Origin of the sequence: Paenibacillus sp. VCA1, from assembly GCF_031583795.1 — a bacterium.
In the GTDB taxonomy this organism is placed as follows: Bacteria; Bacillota; Bacilli; order Paenibacillales; family Paenibacillaceae; genus Paenibacillus_AQ; species Paenibacillus_AQ albilobatus.
The window spans coordinates 219,927-238,878 of record NZ_JAVLSX010000003.1 but is presented as its reverse complement, the minus strand read 5'-3'; the positions used below and the strand labels follow the sequence as shown (position 1 = coordinate 238,878).

General features: G+C 53.8%; 14 protein-coding genes. 10 read left to right on the top strand and 4 right to left on the bottom strand.

Annotated features, from left to right (window positions below; translation table 11 throughout):
* The first annotated feature begins 16 nt into the window (after nucleotides 1-16).
* Nucleotides 17-502 (top strand): hypothetical protein, encoded by a 486-nt coding sequence (locus RJP21_RS07720; RefSeq protein ID WP_310858772.1) that lies wholly within the window; start codon nucleotides 17-19, stop codon nucleotides 500-502.
* Between the two features lie 210 nt (nucleotides 503-712).
* Here RJP21_RS07720 and RJP21_RS07715 read toward each other — a convergent pair whose 3' ends face one another.
* Nucleotides 713-1,150 carry a ferritin-like domain-containing protein gene (locus RJP21_RS07715; protein ID WP_310858771.1) on the bottom strand — a complete coding sequence of 146 codons (438 nt, stop codon included), beginning with the start codon at nucleotides 1,148-1,150 and terminating at the stop codon, nucleotides 713-715.
* A 90-nt stretch (nucleotides 1,151-1,240) separates the two neighbouring features.
* On the bottom strand, nucleotides 1,241-1,897 hold the full coding sequence (locus RJP21_RS07710; protein ID WP_310858770.1) for a TetR/AcrR family transcriptional regulator: 657 nt from the start codon (nucleotides 1,895-1,897) through the stop codon (nucleotides 1,241-1,243).
* Nucleotides 1,898-2,060: 163 nt separating this feature from the next.
* Here RJP21_RS07710 and RJP21_RS07705 point away from each other — a divergent pair, with 163 nt between their 5' ends.
* Both RJP21_RS07705 and RJP21_RS07700 read left to right on the top strand, forming a co-directional pair.
* Nucleotides 2,061-4,280 (top strand): MMPL family transporter, encoded by a 2,220-nt coding sequence (locus RJP21_RS07705; RefSeq protein ID WP_310858769.1) that lies wholly within the window; start codon nucleotides 2,061-2,063, stop codon nucleotides 4,278-4,280.
* 111 nt (nucleotides 4,281-4,391) lie between these two features.
* Nucleotides 4,392-5,480 (top strand): nitric oxide synthase oxygenase, encoded by a 1,089-nt coding sequence (locus tag RJP21_RS07700; RefSeq protein ID WP_310859001.1) that lies wholly within the window; start codon nucleotides 4,392-4,394, stop codon nucleotides 5,478-5,480.
* A gap of 44 nt (nucleotides 5,481-5,524) precedes the next feature.
* On the opposite strand, the gene RJP21_RS07695 is transcribed toward RJP21_RS07700, so the two are convergent.
* Nucleotides 5,525-6,187 carry a hypothetical protein gene (locus RJP21_RS07695; RefSeq protein ID WP_310858768.1) on the bottom strand — a complete coding sequence of 221 codons (663 nt, stop codon included), beginning with the start codon at nucleotides 6,185-6,187 and terminating at the stop codon, nucleotides 5,525-5,527.
* Here RJP21_RS07695 and RJP21_RS07690 point away from each other — a divergent pair.
* Nucleotides 6,167-6,433, top strand: coding sequence for a hypothetical protein (locus RJP21_RS07690; RefSeq protein ID WP_310858767.1), 267 nt, complete (start codon nucleotides 6,167-6,169; stop codon nucleotides 6,431-6,433). The genes RJP21_RS07695 and RJP21_RS07690 overlap by 21 nt on opposite strands.
* Here the strand turns inward: RJP21_RS07690 and RJP21_RS07685 are convergent.
* Entirely contained in the window at nucleotides 6,430-7,986 is a 1,557-nt protein-coding gene (locus tag RJP21_RS07685; RefSeq protein WP_310858766.1) for an FAD-dependent oxidoreductase, read from the bottom strand. The two genes, RJP21_RS07690 and RJP21_RS07685, sit on opposite strands and share 4 nt — an antisense overlap.
* A 141-nt stretch (nucleotides 7,987-8,127) precedes the next feature.
* On the opposite strand from RJP21_RS07685, the gene RJP21_RS07680 reads away from it, so the two are divergent.
* From RJP21_RS07680 to RJP21_RS07655, 6 genes are all read left to right on the top strand, one after another.
* Complete coding sequence (locus tag RJP21_RS07680) at nucleotides 8,128-9,069, top strand: aldo/keto reductase family protein (RefSeq protein WP_310859000.1); 942 nt, start codon at nucleotides 8,128-8,130, stop codon at nucleotides 9,067-9,069.
* 249 nt (nucleotides 9,070-9,318) lie between these two features.
* On the top strand, nucleotides 9,319-11,823 hold the full coding sequence (locus RJP21_RS07675) for a GH39 family glycosyl hydrolase (RefSeq protein WP_310858765.1): 2,505 nt from the start codon (nucleotides 9,319-9,321) through the stop codon (nucleotides 11,821-11,823).
* Between the two features lie 219 nt (nucleotides 11,824-12,042).
* Nucleotides 12,043-14,322, top strand: a complete 2,280-nt coding sequence (locus RJP21_RS07670) for a beta-glucosidase (protein WP_310858764.1) — start codon at nucleotides 12,043-12,045, stop codon at nucleotides 14,320-14,322.
* A gap of 316 nt (nucleotides 14,323-14,638) precedes the next feature.
* The gene (locus tag RJP21_RS07665; RefSeq protein ID WP_310858763.1) at nucleotides 14,639-16,015 is read left to right on the top strand and encodes a glycoside-pentoside-hexuronide (GPH):cation symporter; all 1,377 of its coding nucleotides are present in this window, start codon (nucleotides 14,639-14,641) and stop codon (nucleotides 16,013-16,015) included.
* 135 nt (nucleotides 16,016-16,150) lie between these two features.
* Nucleotides 16,151-16,567 (top strand): MerR family transcriptional regulator, encoded by a 417-nt coding sequence (locus RJP21_RS07660; RefSeq protein ID WP_310858762.1) that lies wholly within the window; start codon nucleotides 16,151-16,153, stop codon nucleotides 16,565-16,567.
* Between the two features lie 333 nt (nucleotides 16,568-16,900).
* Nucleotides 16,901-18,874, top strand: a complete 1,974-nt coding sequence (locus RJP21_RS07655) for a methyl-accepting chemotaxis protein (RefSeq protein ID WP_310858761.1) — start codon at nucleotides 16,901-16,903, stop codon at nucleotides 18,872-18,874.
* Nucleotides 18,875-18,952 lie beyond the last annotated feature (78 nt).

Below are 18,952 nucleotides of genomic sequence, written 5' to 3'. Positions count from 1 at the left end.
GGATAAAGATACGGAATTGGAGACTATACGCTTAAATCAGATCGCCCAAAAGCTGCTGGAGCGGTCGGAGGTTGATGTTACCGTTCGGCTTGAATCCCGTTTTTATGGCGGGCGTCTGGTCGGCGGGAAGTTCGGCATGCATTCCAGAAGCATTACGATGTACACCGGGGCGATCGAGGAGCAGTGCATGCAGATGTTCGGCTCGCTTGAACGGGTGGAGGAATACTTTGCGATTGTGCTGGCCCATGAGCTTGGTCATGCGGCAGATCCGGATCTGTCCTCGTTGTGCGAACAAACGGAGGATATGAGCCTCAGCGAAGGAACGCGAATGCGGGCGGCCCTCCAAATCGAAGAGAATGCGTGGAATTACGCGCTGACCCTGCTTCCCGAGGCGGATAAGGTCATGGTAAGCAGCATCATCGATGAATCCCTCGAAGCTTACCGCAGCCGGGTCCGGCAGGCCGAGATGGAGGCCGAGGTGGAGGCTGACATCGCCTCATAAATGTTAACGGGAATGAGCACCGTCTTGTCGCTTTATAAAAAAAGGATAGCACCCGCAGGTGGCCATCTGCGCATGCTATCCTTTTTCGCGTTCTCTATTCCGGCTGATTCGGCTTTATTCAGTTCTGCTTGTCTAGAATATTCGTTCCTTTAGAGATTCTTCCAATAGAAAGAGGCCTTCCCCGGGAAAGCCTCTTTTTTCCGGTTCCGTCTAACCATGATTCAGCAAATACAAGAACCAGACGGCATGGTTTTGCTCATCCATGGCGATACGGCGAAGCGTGTCCTTCAGGGTAGGATCCTGCGCCCGGTCGGACATTTTCAAATAGAAATCAACGGTTTCCTGTTCGTCGAGGAACGAAGATATCAAACCTTCCTTGTACTGCTTCGGGCACGTTTCCGTCTGAACGGGCTCGGACGTTTGTCCGGTCAGATGACGGTATGCCTGCTGAAAAAAACGCAGATGCCGTACTTCGTCGTCGCGAATTTCCAAAATGCGTTTTCTGGCATTCTCGGATGGGGCGAGTTTCGCCAATTGCTCGTAACAGGTTACCGAGCTAAATTCGCCATTGATGGCTTTGATCAGATCTCCGGCCAGCGCGGCGTCGGGACTCGTTGAGGGCCGGTAGTAGGCTCCGTATAGATTCAAGGGGCTGGTCTCCTCTCCAACTTGATGGGCTAATATACCTTATGCAAGCGAAGAAAGAAAGGTTCGATCGGATTCGGCTTCATGTTAAGGTCATTGGGCGCCCCCGGAGCGGAAGTTCGGTTCAATCCCGACGCCGTTCCAGAACAATTCGATGATGTCGCGGGCCAGCTCCTGGGGCGACGGATTGATGTCCGTGGCCACTTCCCGGTTGCCGAGCATCAGCATCGAGGCCAGCGTATGGGCCATCAGCAGCGGGTGCAACGGACGAACCTCCTCTTTTTGAATCGCCTCCGTGAAGCTGACCGTCAGGACATGATGAATGCTTTCCTCACTCCGGCGGATGCTTTCCAGCTGCTCTTTGGTAAGAGAATCGGACGCCTTGCGCAGAATCGTCTCGAAATCGCCGTGCGGGAACCGGAGCTTGCGTTCGGCCAACATAACAAGCCGATCGTATAACGGCAGCTCCTGCTGCATGATCTCCTCCGACGTTTTCCGCGCCCTTTCCATCATGGTCGTAACAGCCGCGGTGAACAACTGCGGTTTATTTTCGAAATGATAATAGATGGCCGCTTTGGTAATTCCGCATGCATCGGCAATTTGCTGCAGCGATATCGGCTCATAGCCGTATTCCATAAACAGGTCGGAAGCGGTTTTTAAAATAAACTGGCTGGTCGCCTCCTCGTGTTCCTGCCGTTTCGGGCGGCCGGGAGGACGTTTCGTTTTGGCTTGGTGTGCGGAATGCTCCATGTTTACCTCCGTAGAAAAATGCTTGTTCAATAATTAACCTTCCAGTATATTTAATTATTGAGCGAACGTATGAATAAGGTAATCCCTTACGAATATACCACTTCTAGATCATGCATATACACAACTATACCATTTACACCCGGATCGGGGTGAGGAGGAGACTATGGAACAGCATTCGGGATTTGGGCGATTCGTTGCCGGAAAACGAAGCAAATGGATCACGCTTGCCGTCTGGATCATCGTCGTGGGCGTGCTCAGTGCCTTATGGCCGATGGTAAACAAAGAGGTGAAAAACAATGCCGCCAATTTGCAGGCGGACACTCCGTCCGTTCAGGCGGAAAAGGTGGCCGCAGAGCAATTCGGCAGCTCCGGCATCCCTGCTCTGATCGTTTGGCATCGGGGAGGCGGCCTCAAAAATGACGATCTGGGGCATGTCCAGAAACTGTACGCCGAGCTTGGAGCAACCCCTGTCCAGCACCAGGAGTTCGTCCCGCCGCTGGATAAGGTGCCCGTTCAGGCTTTGACGGCGCAGTTGTCCAAAGACGGGAGCACATTAGTGACGCCGGTTCTTTTCAGCAGCGGCGCAAGCAGCGACCAGCTGAAGGAAGGGGCGCAGCAGCTGAAGGAGCGGGCGGCCAAAACGTTCGGCGCCGATCTGTTTGCGGCTAGTGCGGAGTCCGGCAATGAGCTAAGCGCCCGGGTGACGGGACCCGCCGGCATCTCTATCGATGCGTCCGGGCTGTTTAAAAACGCCGACTTTAAGCTGATGATGGCGACCGTCTTGCTGGTTTTGATCATTTTGCTGCTGATTTACCGTTCTCCGATTTTGGCGCTGATCCCGATTGTGGCCGTAGGCTTTGCATACGGAGCCATCAGCCCGCTGCTGGGACTGATGGTGGCTAAAGGCTGGATTACCGTCGATTCGCAGGCGGTCTCGATCATGACGGTTTTGCTGTTCGGCGCAGGTACGGACTATTGCCTTTTCCTGATCTCCCATTTCCGCCATCTTCTCAAGGAAGAGGCCGGCAAAGGCAAGGCGCTGGTCCGCGCCATTACCGAAACCTCCGGCGCCATCGCCATGAGCGGGTTTACGGTGGTACTGTCGCTGTTTGCGTTGCTGCTGGCCAAATACGGCGCTTATCACCGTTTTGCCGTTCCGTTCAGCGTATCGATTTTCGTGATGGTCATCGCGAGTTTGACGCTTGTGCCCGCGCTGCTCGCGATCTTTGGCCGCGTTTCGTTTTACCCGTTTATTCCGCGCACGCCGGAGATGGAGGAAGAACGTGCCCGGCGCAAGGGCAAACCGGTTCGTTCTCCGAAGCGGAAAAAGGAAAGCTTTGCCGGCCGCTGGGTCGTAACGAAACCGTGGCTGATCGTGATCGTCACGCTGGTCGTTCTCGGAGGACTTGCAGCCTTTTCAAGCCAGGTGAAATTCACCAACGACATCATGTCCTCTTTCCCGAAAAATATGGCATCGCGGGAAGGATACGACCTGATCGGCAAACAGTTTTCCCCTGGAACGCTTGCGCCCGTCAAGCTGATGGTCGATACCGGGGGCCAAGAAGATTTGCTGGGCGAAAAGCTCAAAGGCATGTCCTTTGTCAGCAGCGTGTCCGAGCCGAAACAAGGAGAAAAAAATGCAAATATTCTCGCTTACGATATCGAGCTGAACATCAATCCGTATTCGCCTGAGGCGATCGGCCTCATCCCGGATCTGCGCGGCATTGCGGAACGATCGCTGCAGGAGGCCGGAATCGCCTCGCCTGCCGATAAAGTATGGATCAGCGGCCAAACGGCGACCCAATACGATACGAGGGAAACGGGCGACCGGGATACGATGGTGATCATTCCGGTCGTGATCGGCATGATCACGCTGCTGCTGCTCCTTTATTTGCGTTCGGTTACCGCCACCGTATATCTTGTGCTGACGGTCATTCTGTCTTATTTTTCGGCGCTGGGCCTCGGCTGGATCATCATCCATTACGGGCTTGGGGCCGATGCCATCCAGAGCGCGATTCCGCTGTATTCGTTCGTATTCCTGGTGGCGCTCGGCGAAGACTACAACATTTTTATGATCTCGAGCATTTGGAAAAAGAGAAAAGAAATGCCGCTCAAGCAGGCAATTAAGGAAGGCGTCGGGGAGACGGGTTCGGTCATCACCTCTGCCGGCCTGATCTTGGCGGGAACGTTTGCCGTACTGGCATCGCTGCCGATCCAGGTTCTTGTCCAATTCGGCATCATTACGGCGGTGGGCGTGCTGCTGGATACGTTTATCGTGCGGCCGTTCCTGGTGCCGGCGATCACGACGCTGCTCGGGCGTTTCGCATTTTGGCCGTCGAGACCGGCCGAAGTCAAAGAAGAAGCGGTGCATGTAGAGAGATAGAACGAGAAAGCGAGTTCACGAAGATATCAAGTTTGCCCCGAACCCGCGGCCTCTTTTAGGGCTATAATAGGTTCGAAAACAATAGACGGAGCATAAGGATGATGGGCGATGATGATGGATCATAACGTTCTGCTGCGGGAAGCGGAAGATTATATAAGGGCATGTTATGCCGAGCTCGGAAAAACGGAGCGGGAAGCTGCCGCGAGGCTTGCGGACATTCAAAAGGAAATCGAGTCGACCGGAACCTACGGGCATACGTTCGAGGAACTGGAGCATGGGGCGAAAATGGCTTGGCGGAACAGCAACCGCTGCATCGGAAGACTGTTTTGGGATTCGATGGTTGTGCGGGACCAGCGGCATTTGGAGCACCCGGACGACATCTATTCCGCCCTGCTGGCGCATATCGGAGAGGCGACCAACGGCGGCAAAATCGTCCCGACGCTGTCGGTTTTCAAGCCCGCGGGGCCGTCGGGGAGCGGGGTCCGCATCTGGAATCACCAGCTGATCCGGTATGCGGGATACGGGGCGGAAGACGGGATCGTCGGCGATCCCGCTTCGGTCCCGTTTACGAATGTGTGTCTGAAGATGGGGTGGAGGGGCAAGGGCACGCGGTTTGACGTTCTTCCTCTCGTCATTCAGGCGGAAGGGCGGGAGCCGGCGTTGTATCCTATACCGGAGGAACTGGTGCTGGAGGTGCCGCTGACGCATCCCGATTACCCCGCCTTTGGGGATATGGGCCTGCGCTGGTATGCCGTACCGATCATCTCCGATATGGAGCTGGTCATCGGCGGGATTCATTATGCGGCGGCGCCGTTTAACGGCTGGTACATGGCAACGGAAATCGGCGCCCGCAATTTCGCGGATGAACAACGTTACAACGTTCTACCGCAAGTAGCCGAGCTGATGGGGCTGTCGACCGCAAGCGAGACCTCGCTGTGGCGCGACCGGGCCTTGGTTGAAATGAACGTGGCCGTGCTGCATTCGTACAAGCAGGCGGGCGTCAGCATGGTGGACCACCATACCGCGGCGGCGCAGTTCCAGCTGTTCGAGCAGCGCGAAGCCAAATGCGGCCGGAAGCTGACCGGGTATTGGAATTGGCTCATCCCGCCGGTGTCTCCGGCGACGACTCATATTTTTCATCAATCTTACGACAATACGATCGTTTATCCGAACTTCTTTTATCAGGAGCGGCCTTACTAAATATCTTTGAGGATAAGAAGCCAGAGTGTTATAAACAGAGATCTTCAATAAGGATGATCAACGGCTTCAAGCAGTTCCTGGACGATCTCCTTTTCCGTGGACGAAAGGGTGGCGTCGGCTTGCCATTTTGCAATTTCCTCTTTGACTTGCTTTGTATCCTTATAACTTAAGCCATAGGCAATCATGCCGACGACCGATTGCCGCCGATTCGGATTGTCCATGACGGACAACGCATGAATCGCGGCTTTTTTGTCCGCCCAAAACAGCTCGCTCACAAGTGCGGCGTAGCTTTCGCTCCCGGCCCCGTCCAGATTTTGGGTGGCCGAGAACATCGCTTTGTAATGTTCCGGCTTGATCATGCTGCGGTTTCTGTATAGATAGCCCAGCGTTTCGTCCATGAGAGGAACGTCTTTTTGGAGCTCGCGATACGTTTTCCAATCCAAATCGGTGATGCGGCTCATCATGTTTTCGATTTTTTCCTGATCGGACGAGCTTTCCTTATATGCGGCGTAGAAGGCTTCTTCCGGCGTTTTCTGCTTTTCGGCAACGGAGCCGGCCCCGGCATCGCTTTTTTGCTCGGAAACGGGTTGTCCCGAAGTTTTGGCGGCGGGCGGTTCGCTCGCGCTTTGACCGGAGCAGGCGGTTAATGATAGCGCGGCTGCGATGATGCCAAGCGCGGTCCGCAAATGAAATGGGGTGCTTTTCATCCTAATTCTCCTTTTCGCAGCCCGGAAGGGATCGCTGCTTTTTTTCTTCCAATGATCATGACGGATGATTTCCTGAAAAGGTTGCTTATGGAAATCAGCGTATGTCCCCAGGCAAGTTCTGTCAATAAAAAAGCGCTCCTTTTGCCGCACGGCAAGAAGAACGCCTTTTTACGTTATATTCCAGACATCCGCCCGAAACGGCCAAGCAACCCCTTTACAGTATGCAAATCTGTGCCCGCAGATTAAATCCGTTCCTCCAGCTTGTCAAGCGGTTTGGTCGCAGGCCCTTCGATGACCTCGCCTTCATACGTATAACGCGAGCCATGGCATGGGCAATCCCAGCTGCGCTCGCCTTCGTTCCACTCGATTTCGCAGCCCATATGGGAGCAGGTCGTATCGACGATGAACAGGTTGCCTTGATCGTCCCGGTAGCCTCCGGCCCGTTTCCCGTTATGCGAGATGACGCCGCCTTCCCCGGGTTTAAGATCGTCCGCTTTTCGCTGGATGAGGCCGACCTTGCCTGCAACAAAATGGGCGGCGACGTCCGCATTTTGCACGACGACGTTTTTGATTGAAGGATCGGCTTTGAAACGCGAAGGGGTATAAAGCTCCGCATACGGATTATCGTTGCCCAAAATGAGATCGGAGAGGATCATCCCCGACAACGTGCCTTGGGTCATACCCCATTTGTAGAAGCCCGTCGCCACATAAATCCCTTCGTCGCCCTGCGTCAGCTGCCCGATGTACGGTACTTTGTCGAGCGTCTCCAAATCCTGGGCGGACCAGCGGAACGGAATTTCCTTGATGCCGAACAGCTCCGAGCCGAACTTTTCGAGCTGCTCGTAATGGTCGTGGGTGCGGATGCTTTGGCCGGTTTTATGGTTTTCGCCCCCGGCAATGATCACATCTTCGCCGTTATAGTTCGCCGTGCGCAGAGAACGTTTGGGAGAAGCGTTGCCGACGCTAAGGTATGTGCCGCCCGGAAACGGACGTTCAGGTCTGAACGCCACCGCATAGGAACGGACGGCATGCAGACGGGCGAAGTACAGCCCTTTTTTGTCCAGGAACGGGAAATGGGAAGCCGAAACGATCCGGCGGCAGCGTACTTTGGCTTTGCCGTGATAGGCGCTAAGCGTATACGGAGGCCCGCCTTCTTCAAGCCTGGTGATCGTCGTGTGCTCGTAAATTTTGGCGCCGTTTTTTACGCTTTCGTCGACGAGCGGCTTCAAATAATGCAGAGGATGGAATTGGCCTTGGTCCGGCATTTCGATGGCGCCTTTCACCTTCAGCGGGATCGGAAGCTCGTCCCTCCACTGTCCGGGAATACCGATTTTGATGTAGGCGTCGAACTCTTTTTTCAAACTTTGGATGTCATCGGTTTTATCCACGTAAATATAGGCGCTTTCGGGCCGGAGATCGCATTCGATGCCAAGCTCGCCTACCGTGCCCAGAATAAAAGCTTTGGCATCCATGTTGGCTTTGTAATACATTTGCGCTTTTTCTTCGCCGAAATGGTGCAGCAGTTCATCGTAAATTTTTCCGTGTTGGGCGGAAATTTTTGCGGTGGTATGGCCGGTTGTGCCGTTTAAAATGACTCCCGCTTCCAGCACGGCCACCTTGACTCCCTGCTTCGACAGCAGGTAGGCTGTCGTAATGCCGGCGATGCCCGCGCCGACGATCGCAACGTCGACCTCGATATCCTCGTCCAACCGCGGGAAGGAGGGCAATTCCGTCGTCGCTCTCCATAGGGATTCGGGGAACTGCGGCAACCGCCGGGAAAAGGATTCTGATTGTTGCATGGCGTATCCTCCTCATCATATTCAACACCATAGTTATTTCCATATTTTAAGGAAATGAAACCGGCCCGCTTTCCATCGAAACGGCGGTTGTTTACAATAAGGGAGGAAGAATATTCTAACGGGGAGGGTTTGCTTGTGGCGATGAAATATCGGAGACTTGGCAAAAGCGGACTAAAGGTTAGCGAAATCAGCCTGGGCAGCTGGCTTACGTACGGAGGTTACGTTGAGCGGGACAACGCGGTTAAGGCTATACAGACGGCTTACGATCTTGGAATCAACTTCTTCGACACCGCCAACGTGTACGAACGCGGAGCGGCGGAGGAACTGCTGGGCAAAACGCTGAAAGCTTATCCGCGCGAATCCTACGTGCTTGCCACGAAGGTATTCGGCAAAATGGGCGACGGACCCAACGATATGGGGCTTTCGCGCAAACATATTATGGAGCAGTGCGAAGCAAGCCTGAAACGGCTCGGCCATGATTACGTCGACCTGTATTATTGTCATCGCTATCATCCGGAAACGCCGATCGAGGAGACGCTGCGGGCGATGGATGATCTGGTGCGCCATGGCAAGGTGCTGTATGTGGGCGTCAGCATGTGGACGGCGGCCGAGATGGAAGCCGCGCTTGGCACGGCGGACCGGTACCTGTTGGACCGGATCGTGGTGAACCAGCCGGTGTACAATATGTTCAGCCGGGACATCGAAAAGGAAGTTATTCCGCTTGGCGAAGCGAAAGGCATCGGACAAGTCGTGTATTCGCCGCTCGCTCAGGGACTGCTGACCGGCAAGTATACGACGCCGGGACAAGCGCCGGAAGGCAGCCGCGCAGCCAAGCTGAACTGGAAGGAAGAGCAGATCGGGGAAGCAAAAATCGCGAAAGTGCGTGAACTCAGCGTCATCGCCGATAAGCTGGGCCTGAAGATGAGCCAGCTTGCGCTTGCATGGGTGCTGCGCCAGCCGAACGTCGCCAGCGCGCTGATCGGCGCGAGTCGTCCGGAGCAGGTGACCGAAAACGCAAAAGCCTCAGGTGTCGAAATCCCGGCCGAAGTGCTGGAACGCATCGAGGAGATTTTGGCAACATAAACGAAACCATGGCAGAGACCGTTCGAAAGGGGATGCTTTCCTTTCCCGAACGGTCTATTTTTATTGGGCGAACGGCGGTTCGCACATGGGTTGACTAATCCTTTTTTAAAACGGGCATTCTCAGGATGAGATGCCTACTCAGGGCGTCCCGGCACGGTGCCGCTTTACATCGGCCGTCTCTTGCTAGTAAAGTGGTTCTGCTGCCGTCTCACCGAAAGAAAGGATACGAGCGGCTCTGGAGGTTTTGGCATGAAACATCGGTACGAATTCATTGAGCATCATGAACAGATGCCTTTTGCATTGTTTATCAACAGCATTGACCATATCCCGTTCCATTGGCACAAGGAAATCGAGCTGATCTACGTCCTGAAAGGCTCGGTGGATCTTTTTTTGGACAAGCGGCGGTTTATTCTCGGCGAAGAAGACTGGGTCGTCGTCAACAGCATGGACGTTCATAAACTGGATCGAACGGAAAAAGAAAACGTGCTGTTGACGCTACAGTTCGATCCGGGGATCGTTCAGGGCCTCGGCGGGCCGGAGAAACGGAGAATCGACTGCCACTCGGCCGAAAGCGGGCAAAACGGCGTGGAATTGTCCGAGCCGGTCCGCGCCTATTTGGCCCAAATGACGTGGGAACTGAATAAGCGAAACGACGGGTATCAAGATAAGGTGCTCGGATTTTTGCATTTGCTCACGGGCCATCTCGTCCGGTATTATTCTTCGCCGGATTCCCGGGACGAGGGGAGCGGAACCAGCGATGTGGATCTGGAGAGGCTGCGCAGAATCATGCAGTACGTGGACGAGAACTACATGAACAAAATCCATCTGAACCAGATGGCCGAGCAGGAGCATCTCAGCTTCTATTATTTTTCCCATTTTTTCAAAAGCAAGATCGGCATCTCCTTTCAGAAATATTTAACGCTGGTACGGCTGGAAAAGGCTGAAATCGAGCTGAGAGAGACGCAAAAAAACATGATCGACATCGCGGCGGACTGCGGTTTTGCCAACGTGAAGCTGTTCAATAAAAACTTCAAGGAGAAAATGGGCGTTACGCCTTCGGAGTATAGGCAAAAACATCAGAAAAGCACTGCGTCTTCCCCGGGGAAGCATCTGCCTTTTACGAAGGATACGACCGAATACGGTTCCTACATCCAGGTGGATACCGTCAAAGTGCTGGACGGGCTGTACCGCCATCTTCCCCGTACGGAACATGTTTCCGAGTTACGGTCCTCTTCCCGATCCGCAGAAAAGAAAATCGCCATCCGGGCCGACGAAGAGGGCGAACAATTCGAACATCACTGGAACTGCTTATTGACGGCCGGAAGGGCAGCGGAGGGGCTTCGGGAGCAGTGGCGGAGGCAGCTGGCCGACATCCAGTCGGAGCAGCGATTTCAATATATCCGTTTTCACGGCATTTTTAACGATGAAATGATGGTTTACGACGAAAACGACGACGGCGAACCGGAATACAACTGGAATTACGTCGACGAGCTGTACGATTTTTTGCTGTCCGTGCAGATCCGACCGTTCGTGGAACTCGGATTTATGCCCGGCAAGCTCCGCCGTTCGGACGAAACGATATTTTGGTGGAAAGGCAACATTTCACCCCCGAAGGATATGGGCAAGTGGAGGCATCTCGTAAGCTCGTTCGTCCGCCACTGCATCAACCGTTATGGGCTGGCTGAGGTCAAGCGGTGGTATTTTGAAGTTTGGAACGAACCCGATGCCTACGAGATTTGCTGGGCGGGCACGAAGGAGGAATATTTCGAATTTTATGCCGCCACCGTGGATGCGATCAAGGAAATTTCGCCGGATTTGCGGGTGGGAGGCCCTGCGCTGAATTACATTACCGTGTGGGAAACGGAGTGGATGCAGGAGTTCCTTCGATATAACGCCGATCATGGCGTGCGCATCGACTTTTTCTCCTTTCACAGCTATTCGGAGTATTGGCCCGGCGGAGAAAAAGGGAAGGGATTGTCCAATACGCAGCCTCCCGGCTTTTTCGTGGACACGATCCATAAAGTGAGGGAGCGTATCGCCGATTCCCCATTTCCGCATTTGGAGCTGCATTTGACGGAATGGAACTTTTCGCTGTATCCGGGCAACTTGCTGCATGACACGATGTTCATGGCTCCGTTCGTCGTCAAAAACGCGATCGATTCGATCCGTTTGCTGAAGTCGCTGGGTTTCTGGACTTTTACGGATATTTTCGAAGAGACCGGCGCAGGGCGAAGTCCGTTTCACGGCGGCTTTGGGTTGATAAACATGCATGGTTTAAAGAAGCCGTCTTATTATGCGTTCGCCATGCTGAACAAGCTCGGGCGCCGGCTGATCGGCCGCGGTTCGAATTACGTCGTCACCCGGGAAGGGGAGAATATTCAGATCCTGGTTTGCAATTACGTCCATGTGGATGCGTTGTTTGCCAGCGGGGAATGGTCGGCGATCAGCGAAAAAAACCGGTACGGCGTGTTTGAAAACGGGGAGCCGCTGGAGCTTGAACTCGAATTGGACGGACTTTGCGGGGATTACAAGATTACGTTTCAGGTTTTAAGCAGGGAGCAAGGTTCCGTATTCGACGCATGGCTTGAGATGGGGGCGCCGGAGTTTTTGGAGCCGGAGGAGGTTGATTATTTGCAAAAAAGAAGCGGTCCTGCGCTCCGCACGGAAATGCTGCGCCAAGCTTCGTCCCACACAATCCGGATCACAGTCCCGCCGCACGGGGTGCAGCTGATTACCTTAAATAAACGATATTGATCCGGCCTCCGCGCCTCTTGAGTCTTTACCGCAAAAAACAGGGTACAACAAAACAAAAGAGAAGAAGATCGGGAAGCCGTTTGATACTAAAATGGAAGCAGACGGGACGATACCTCGTAAAAGGATCGGCTTGTTCTGCCGTATCAACGGTTTTTGTCATGCTTATAGGTTCTGGAAGCGTCTACACTTTACTTACATTACAAAAGGAATGAATATATCATGAGCAACGTTGTCAACGATCTTCTCTCGTCGCTTACCCTGGAGGAAAAAGCGTCCCTCGTGGCAGGCGCGGACATGTGGAAAACCCGGGATATCCCAAGGGCCGGCATTCCTTCGATCGCCATGTTTGACGGCACGAACGGCGTGCGGAAACCGGCAAGCACAAACGAGATGGGATTGTTTACGGAGAATATACCCGCCACCAGCTTCCCGACGGGCGTCGCCCTGGGATCGTCTTGGAACGCGGAACTGCTGTATGAAGTGGGTGCCGCTCTCGGCCGGGAGAGTCTGGCCCTGGACACGCAAATTTTGTTGGGTCCCGGCGTCAACATGAAACGTTCGCCGCTGGGAGGAAGGAACTTCGAATATTATTCGGAGGATCCGGTCCTGAGCGGCGAGCTCGGGGCAGCCATGGTGAAGGGGTTACAGAGCATGGGCGTCGGGGCCTCTGTCAAGCATTTTGCCTGCAACAACCAGGAAACGGAAAAGATGATTTCAAATTCAGTCGTGGATGAGCGCACATTAAGGGAAATTTACCTGACCGCTTTCGAAATCATCGTCAAGAAAGCCGATCCATGGACGGTTATGTGCTCGTACAATCAGTTGAACGGCACGTATACAAGCGAACACGAACATCTGTTGAAAGATATTTTGCGCGACGAATGGCATTATGACGGTGTCGTCATGTCGGATTGGACGGCGGTATACGACCGTTTGAAGGCGCTTCGCGCGGGGCTTGACCTGGAAATGCCGGGACCGGCGAGCTACAATGCGGCCAAGCTGGCGGCAGCTGTTCGCAGCGGCGAGCTGGAAGAAGAAACGTTGAACGCTTCAGTACGCCGGATTCTCACGCTGGTGGAAAAAACAACGGCAGCCGCCAAATCGGCAGAAGGAACATGGGACGTCGAAGCCCATCACGCGTTGGCGCGGAAGGCCGCAGCCGAGAGCATCGTTTTGCTGAAAAACGAAAACGGCACGCTGCCGATCGGGATGAATGAGACGAAGTCGATTGCCGTCATCGGGCAAAAAGCGAAAAAGCCGCGTTTCCAAGGGGGCGGTAGCGCCCGGGTCACGCCGACGAAACTGGACATCCCGTACGACGAGATGGAAATAATCACCAATGGAAAAACCTCTTTGTCTTTCGCGGAAGGCTACAGAAATGACAACGTGCCGGATGAAGCGCTGATCGAAGAAAGCGTCCGTATCGCCAAATCGTCGGACCTCGCGGTCATTTTCGCCGGGCAGCCGGAGGGAACGGAATCGGAAGGCTACGACAGCAATGCGATCGACCTCCCGCCGGCGCAGGTAGAGCTGATCAAGGCGGTTTCGGCCGTCCAGCCACGCTGCGTTGTCGTCCTTTGCAACGGTACGGCCCTTGCGATGAAGGAGTGGATCGACCGCGTTCCTGCCGTCGTGGAGCTGTGGCTCTCAGGCCAAGGAAGCGGCGCGGCGATCGCCGGCGTCCTGTTCGGACATGTCAATCCGTCGGGCAAACTGTCCGAGACGTTTCCGGTGAAGCTGTCCGATAATCCTTCTTACCTCACCTTCGGGGACGGAAACCATCAGGCCGTTTACAGCGAAGGTATTTTTACGGGTTACCGGTATTACGATAAAAAAGAGTTGGACCCGCTGTTTCCATTTGGACACGGACTGTCCTATACCACCTTCGAATACCGGGATTTGAAGGTAACGATTCAAGGGGACAAAGCTGCCGTTGAATGCCAGGTTCACAATACGGGCAGCATGGAGGGGAAAGAGGTCGTTCAACTTTACGTCCATGATGAAGCCAGCAGGCTAATCCGTCCGGTGAAGGAGCTGAAAGGGTTCGCCAAAATCCCGCTGCAGCCGGGCGAAACAAAGACGGTGACATTTGCGCTTGAACCAAGGGACTTCTCCTACTTTGATCCCAAACAAAACCGTTGGGTCGCCGAAACGGGAGCTTTTACGATCATGGTCGGCAGTTCCTCGCGGGACATCCGCCTGTCGAGCCGGATGAATCTGACCTTCGAACCGGGGCCGGCACCGGAGTTGGGCCTGTACAGCCTGATTGCCGACTGGATGGCCGCGCCAAACTCGCGGGAGGCGCTGCTTCTGTTTATCGAAGAGATGAACCGGCATATTACCGACAAAATTGCGCTGGACGACCAATCGATGGCATTCCTGGGCGATTTCCCGCTGGTGAAGCTTATTCAGCTGTATGGACAGGAAATGCTGCAGGACCGGTCTCCGGAAAGCGTCGTGCAGGAACTGATCAAACAGGTCAACGGGAAACAAGCGTGATTGAGTTAACGAAATAACGGGCAAAAAAACGCCGGAAGGCGCGAAAGTTCCTTAGCGGGAACGCGCGCCTTCTTTTTTTGATTTAATAAGAATTCATTATTTTTTTAGAGGTTCTGAAAAGCTCTTGAATCGATGTTAAAACCAAGGTCCGCTTTAGGGGGATTTTCCCCCGAAGAAAACAAAAAAGAGGAAGGTTCTCAACAAAAAACGCAATGAAAGCGATATCATGGTTTTCTATAATGGACCTATGATCGGCAAGACATAATAGAGATGCCGGCAGTAAACACGATGCCAAAATGGAAAGAGGGCAATACAGATGAAGGTTCAACACAACAATGCCGGGGCGCCGGTTTACGGCAGGCTCAGTTCTTTCCGGATGATGGGGTACGGCCTTGGCGACGCGGCCAACAACTTCGTCTGGGGTATGACGTCCGTATATTTGATGTTCTTTTACACCGACGTATACGGAATCAGCGCCGGCGCGGTCGCTTCTTTGTTTCTGGTCGCCAGATTCCTGGACGCGATTTTCGATCCCGTGATCGGATTGATCGTAGACAAAACCAACTCCCGTTGGGGTCGCTTCAGACCTTATTTATTATTCGGCAGCATCCCGCTTTCGGTGATGTTTGTCTTATGTTTCTCCACCCCGAATATGGGAGATACCGGTAAGCTGATTTATGCGTACGTGACGTATATCTTGCTGGGCTTTTTATATTCGCTCGTGAACATTCCGTATTCCGCGATGTCTCCCGTCATTACGCAGGACCAGCGCGACCGGACCAAATTGATGACGTACCGGATGATTTTTGCCAATACGGCGACGTTGATCGTTTCTTACGCGACGAGCCCGCTGGCCGATTGGTTCGGCGGGGGCAATACGGCCAAAGGCTACCAGTTTACGGTCGGATTGTACGCCATCGTTGCGATCGTGCTGCTGTTCGGCTGCTTCAAAAGCACGGAGGAGAGAATTCCGATCCAGAAGGAAGTCAGCACGAAAGGCGGACTCAAGACGCTCGCGAAAAACAGACCGCTATTGCTTTCTTCTTTTGCGATGATGCTGAGCGGCGGGGCTAATACGGTATTTTTTGCGATCCCGGCGTATTATTTCAAATATAACGTAGGCAGGGAAGATTTGGCCGCATACTATATTCCGGTCGTGCTGCTGGCCGGCATGGTCGGCATGGCGTGCGTGCCTTTCGTGGAAAAAAGGATCGGGAAGAAAAACACGCTGCAGCTAAGCTTTCTCATTACGATCGTCGGAAGCTTGTGCCTGTATTTCACCAGCTACAGCAACATCCCGCTAATCTTTATTTTCTCGGCTTTTATTGGCCTTACGTTGACCGTGCCTTGGGTCGTCGGATGGACGATGGCGGCCGACTCGGTGGATTACGGCGAGTGGAAAACGGGTGTGCGTGCCGAGGGGATCAGTTACGCCTCCTTCAGTTTCGCGCAAAAAGTAGCGACGGCGCTGGCAGGCTCCCTGTCCGGGATTCTGCTGACCATTACCGGTTATGTGGCCAACCAGCAGCAGACCGCAACCGCCCTTCACGGCATTGCGTTCGCGCTTACGCTCGCGCCGGCCATCTTGACCTTTGGCGCAATGATCCTCATCTTCTTTTATAACCTGACGGATAAGAAATACGCCGAAATCATTCAGGAGCTGGAGCGCCGCAAAACGGCTACCCAGGCGTAACATCCGAAAAGAATGGCCCGAAGTGGCCATTCTTTTTTTCAGGTTTTCCATCGATTCGCAGACCCGAAACATTGGCTTTCGCCTTCAGGGAACGATATACTTGAAAATATACCTTTGCCTAGGGGGAGAATGGGTTTGGAATGGCTTAAAATCGACGATGTCGCCAAAGAAACGGGATTGACCAAACGGTCCATCCGCTATTACGAGGAAATCGGCCTCATCAAATCGCCCGAGCGGTCCGATGGGGGAATTCGATTATATACGGAAGAAGATGTACAGCAGCTCAAAAATATCGTTCTCGCCAAAAAGGTTCTCGGCTTTTCCCTGCAGGAAATCCAGCAATTTTTGCAAATTCACGATCAGGTGATGAAGCACCGCAGCAACGCCTCCTCGTCTTTGGACGAAGCGCAGCGGCAGGCCGAGCTGGAGCAGATGGCCGAAGCGGTGAGCAAGCAGCTTGAGCTGGTCGATTTTAAAATCGAAGAAATGACCAAGGTTAGGCAGGAACTTGCCGATCTCAGCGGACGGATTACGACAGCGATGCGCAGATAGAAGAAGGACAGCCCAAATGAACTACGGGTTGTCCTTTTTTTACGAAGCCCCGAGCATGGGCGTACTTTAAAAATGCCCAACGGTCAATTACGGAAAAGCTTGTTTTTTTCGCATGTTTTTTTCACTCGATGCCGTAATCTTCTGTATTTCTAGTACTAGGCCTCTTTGCCTATGAAGAGGATGATGATAGAATAATCTAAAGGAATTGGATAATAGTTGAAAAAAAGTTTGTGCATATTTCCGATATATTATGAATAAGTGCCCAAATCGCTATATCCAGGCATAAATGAATTATGCCCCAAGTCCTAATGATACAGAAAGGAAAATGCCATTGTGAAACGATTTTCGATTACCATTAAAAGAAAACTATTGATCACGTACCTCATCGTTTTGCTTGTCCCCAGCTTCATGATCGGCATTCTATCCTATCAATCGGCCAAAAACGCAAACGCCAAGGACCTGATGAACAGCGCGCTCGAGAGCACGAAATCAGCGGACAATATCATTACCCAAAACGTCCAGGCTAAAATGAACGATATTGAATATTTGCTGAAGCAGCCGTATTTGGAAAGGGCCGTTGAAGATCCGCTCGGGAAGGGAGGGGAGCTTAAACTCCAGCTGCGTCAGTACATGGACATGCATCAAGACGTGAAGGACGTCATTTTGGGAATCGAAGGCGGATACTTCGTCCGGGCATCCGAGGATCCGCTGCCGCAGCAATACGACGTGACGAAGCAGGATTGGTACGTACAATCTCTTAAACAAGGAAGCAAACCGGCGGTATCCCCGGTATTCAAAGCGGCCAACGGCAAAATGGCCGTCTCGATATCCCAGGCGGTTGCATCCGGGAAAGGCGTCCTTTCGATTGAGCTCAATTTGGACAACGTCCGGACGCTGACCAATATGAAGCTCGGAAACAAAGGGTACATCTTTATTACCGACCAGGACCAAAATTACGTCGTCCATCCGAAATATACCGGCCAGAAGGCGGAGGGCGATTTCCTCGGACCGCTTTACGGCAAACCCGAAGGAAATTTTTCGTATACCTTTGAAAACGAGGAGCGCCGGCTTGCTTTTACGACGAACAGGCTGACAGGCTGGAAAGTGGCCGGATCGATGTTCGAATCGGACATCGAGGCGTCGGCGCAGGGAATCCGAAATTCGGTGATTATCGTCATGACGGTGTCCATTTTGGCGGCGCTCGCGATCATTTTCCTGAACATCCGCTCGATTATCCGCCCGATCAGCAAGCTGACGCAGGCGACCGAGCGGATCAGCCAAGGAGACCTGACGGCGCAAATCGACACCTCGAGCAGGGATGAAATCGGCAATCTTAGCCGGCATTTTCAGACGATGGTGGACAATCTCAGAAGCATGATCGTCAATGTCCAGGAAATTACCGCCCAGGTCAGCTTATCCGCCAAGGGGTTGTCAACGGGGGCTGATCAAACGACCAAGGCCATCGAAACCGTGACGGAAGCGATTCAGGAAGTGGCGGCCGGAAGCGAACAGCAGCTGCGCAGCGTAGAGACAAGCATGGGCAGCATGGACGTCATGTCCACGCAATCGGAGCGGATCCGCGGGCACATGGATGACGCTTCGGCGAAGATGGCCCGTACGACCCGGTCCGCCGAAGAAGGGCATGCCGCGGTCGTCGACGTCACGGGCAAAATGAATGACATACATACAACCGTCAGCGAACTCGACGAAGTCGTGACCCATATGAGCGATCGTACCGGCCGGATCGGGGAAATCGTCACGCTGATGGCGGAAATCGCCAAACAGACCAATCTGCTGGCGCTGAACGCCTCCATTGAGGCGGCGCGCGCGGGCGAGCATGGGAAAGGTTTCGCGGTCGTGGCGGTTGAGGTCCGCAAGCTGGCGGAGCAGTCCGGCCATTCGGCGCAGCGAATCGAGGAACTGGTGGAAGGCATGCGCTCGGAAATGCAGCGCGTGCTTGCCGCGATGGGAGATGCCAAGGGGCGGGTATCCGAAGGTATGGATGCCGCTGACATTACCGGCAAATCGTTTACCCGCATCCTCAAGGCCGTTCAAGGAGCGGCGGAAGGCATCCACTCCGCGGCCGAGGCTTCGAGGGAGCTTGCGAGGAACGGCGAAAGCGCGGTAGCGGCGATCCGGCATATCCAGAGTTTGTCGGAGGTCGCCGCCGACAATACGCAGTCGGTATCGGCTTCCGCTCAGGAGCAGCTGGCATCCATCGAAGAGATCGCTTCTTCCGCGGAGCACTTGAGCCGATTGGCCGAGCAGCTTCAGGAACTGGTGGCCAAATTCAAAATCGCATCCTAACGTTCTGCTAGATAAGGAACGGTTCGCGCTTTTCATAAGGCGCGGCCGTTTCTTTTTTTGCTTCGGTTGGCCGTCCCC

Coding starts and splice junctions, on each gene's coding strand:
- RJP21_RS07710 (WP_310858770.1), bottom strand. CDS start 1,897: ATGGAGCATTCCGCACACCAAGCCAAAACGAAACGTCCTCCCGGCCGC.
- RJP21_RS07705 (WP_310858769.1), top strand. CDS start 2,061: ATGGAACAGCATTCGGGATTTGGGCGATTCGTTGCCGGAAAACGAAGC.
- RJP21_RS07700 (WP_310859001.1), top strand. CDS start 4,392: ATGATGGATCATAACGTTCTGCTGCGGGAAGCGGAAGATTATATAAGG.
- RJP21_RS07690 (WP_310858767.1), top strand. CDS start 6,167: ATGAAATGGGGTGCTTTTCATCCTAATTCTCCTTTTCGCAGCCCGGAA.
- RJP21_RS07695 (WP_310858768.1), bottom strand. CDS start 6,187: ATGAAAAGCACCCCATTTCATTTGCGGACCGCGCTTGGCATCATCGCA.
- RJP21_RS07685 (WP_310858766.1), bottom strand. CDS start 7,986: ATGCAACAATCAGAATCCTTTTCCCGGCGGTTGCCGCAGTTCCCCGAA.
- RJP21_RS07680 (WP_310859000.1), top strand. CDS start 8,128: ATGAAATATCGGAGACTTGGCAAAAGCGGACTAAAGGTTAGCGAAATC.
- RJP21_RS07675 (WP_310858765.1), top strand. CDS start 9,319: ATGAAACATCGGTACGAATTCATTGAGCATCATGAACAGATGCCTTTT.
- RJP21_RS07670 (WP_310858764.1), top strand. CDS start 12,043: ATGAGCAACGTTGTCAACGATCTTCTCTCGTCGCTTACCCTGGAGGAA.
- RJP21_RS07665 (WP_310858763.1), top strand. CDS start 14,639: ATGAAGGTTCAACACAACAATGCCGGGGCGCCGGTTTACGGCAGGCTC.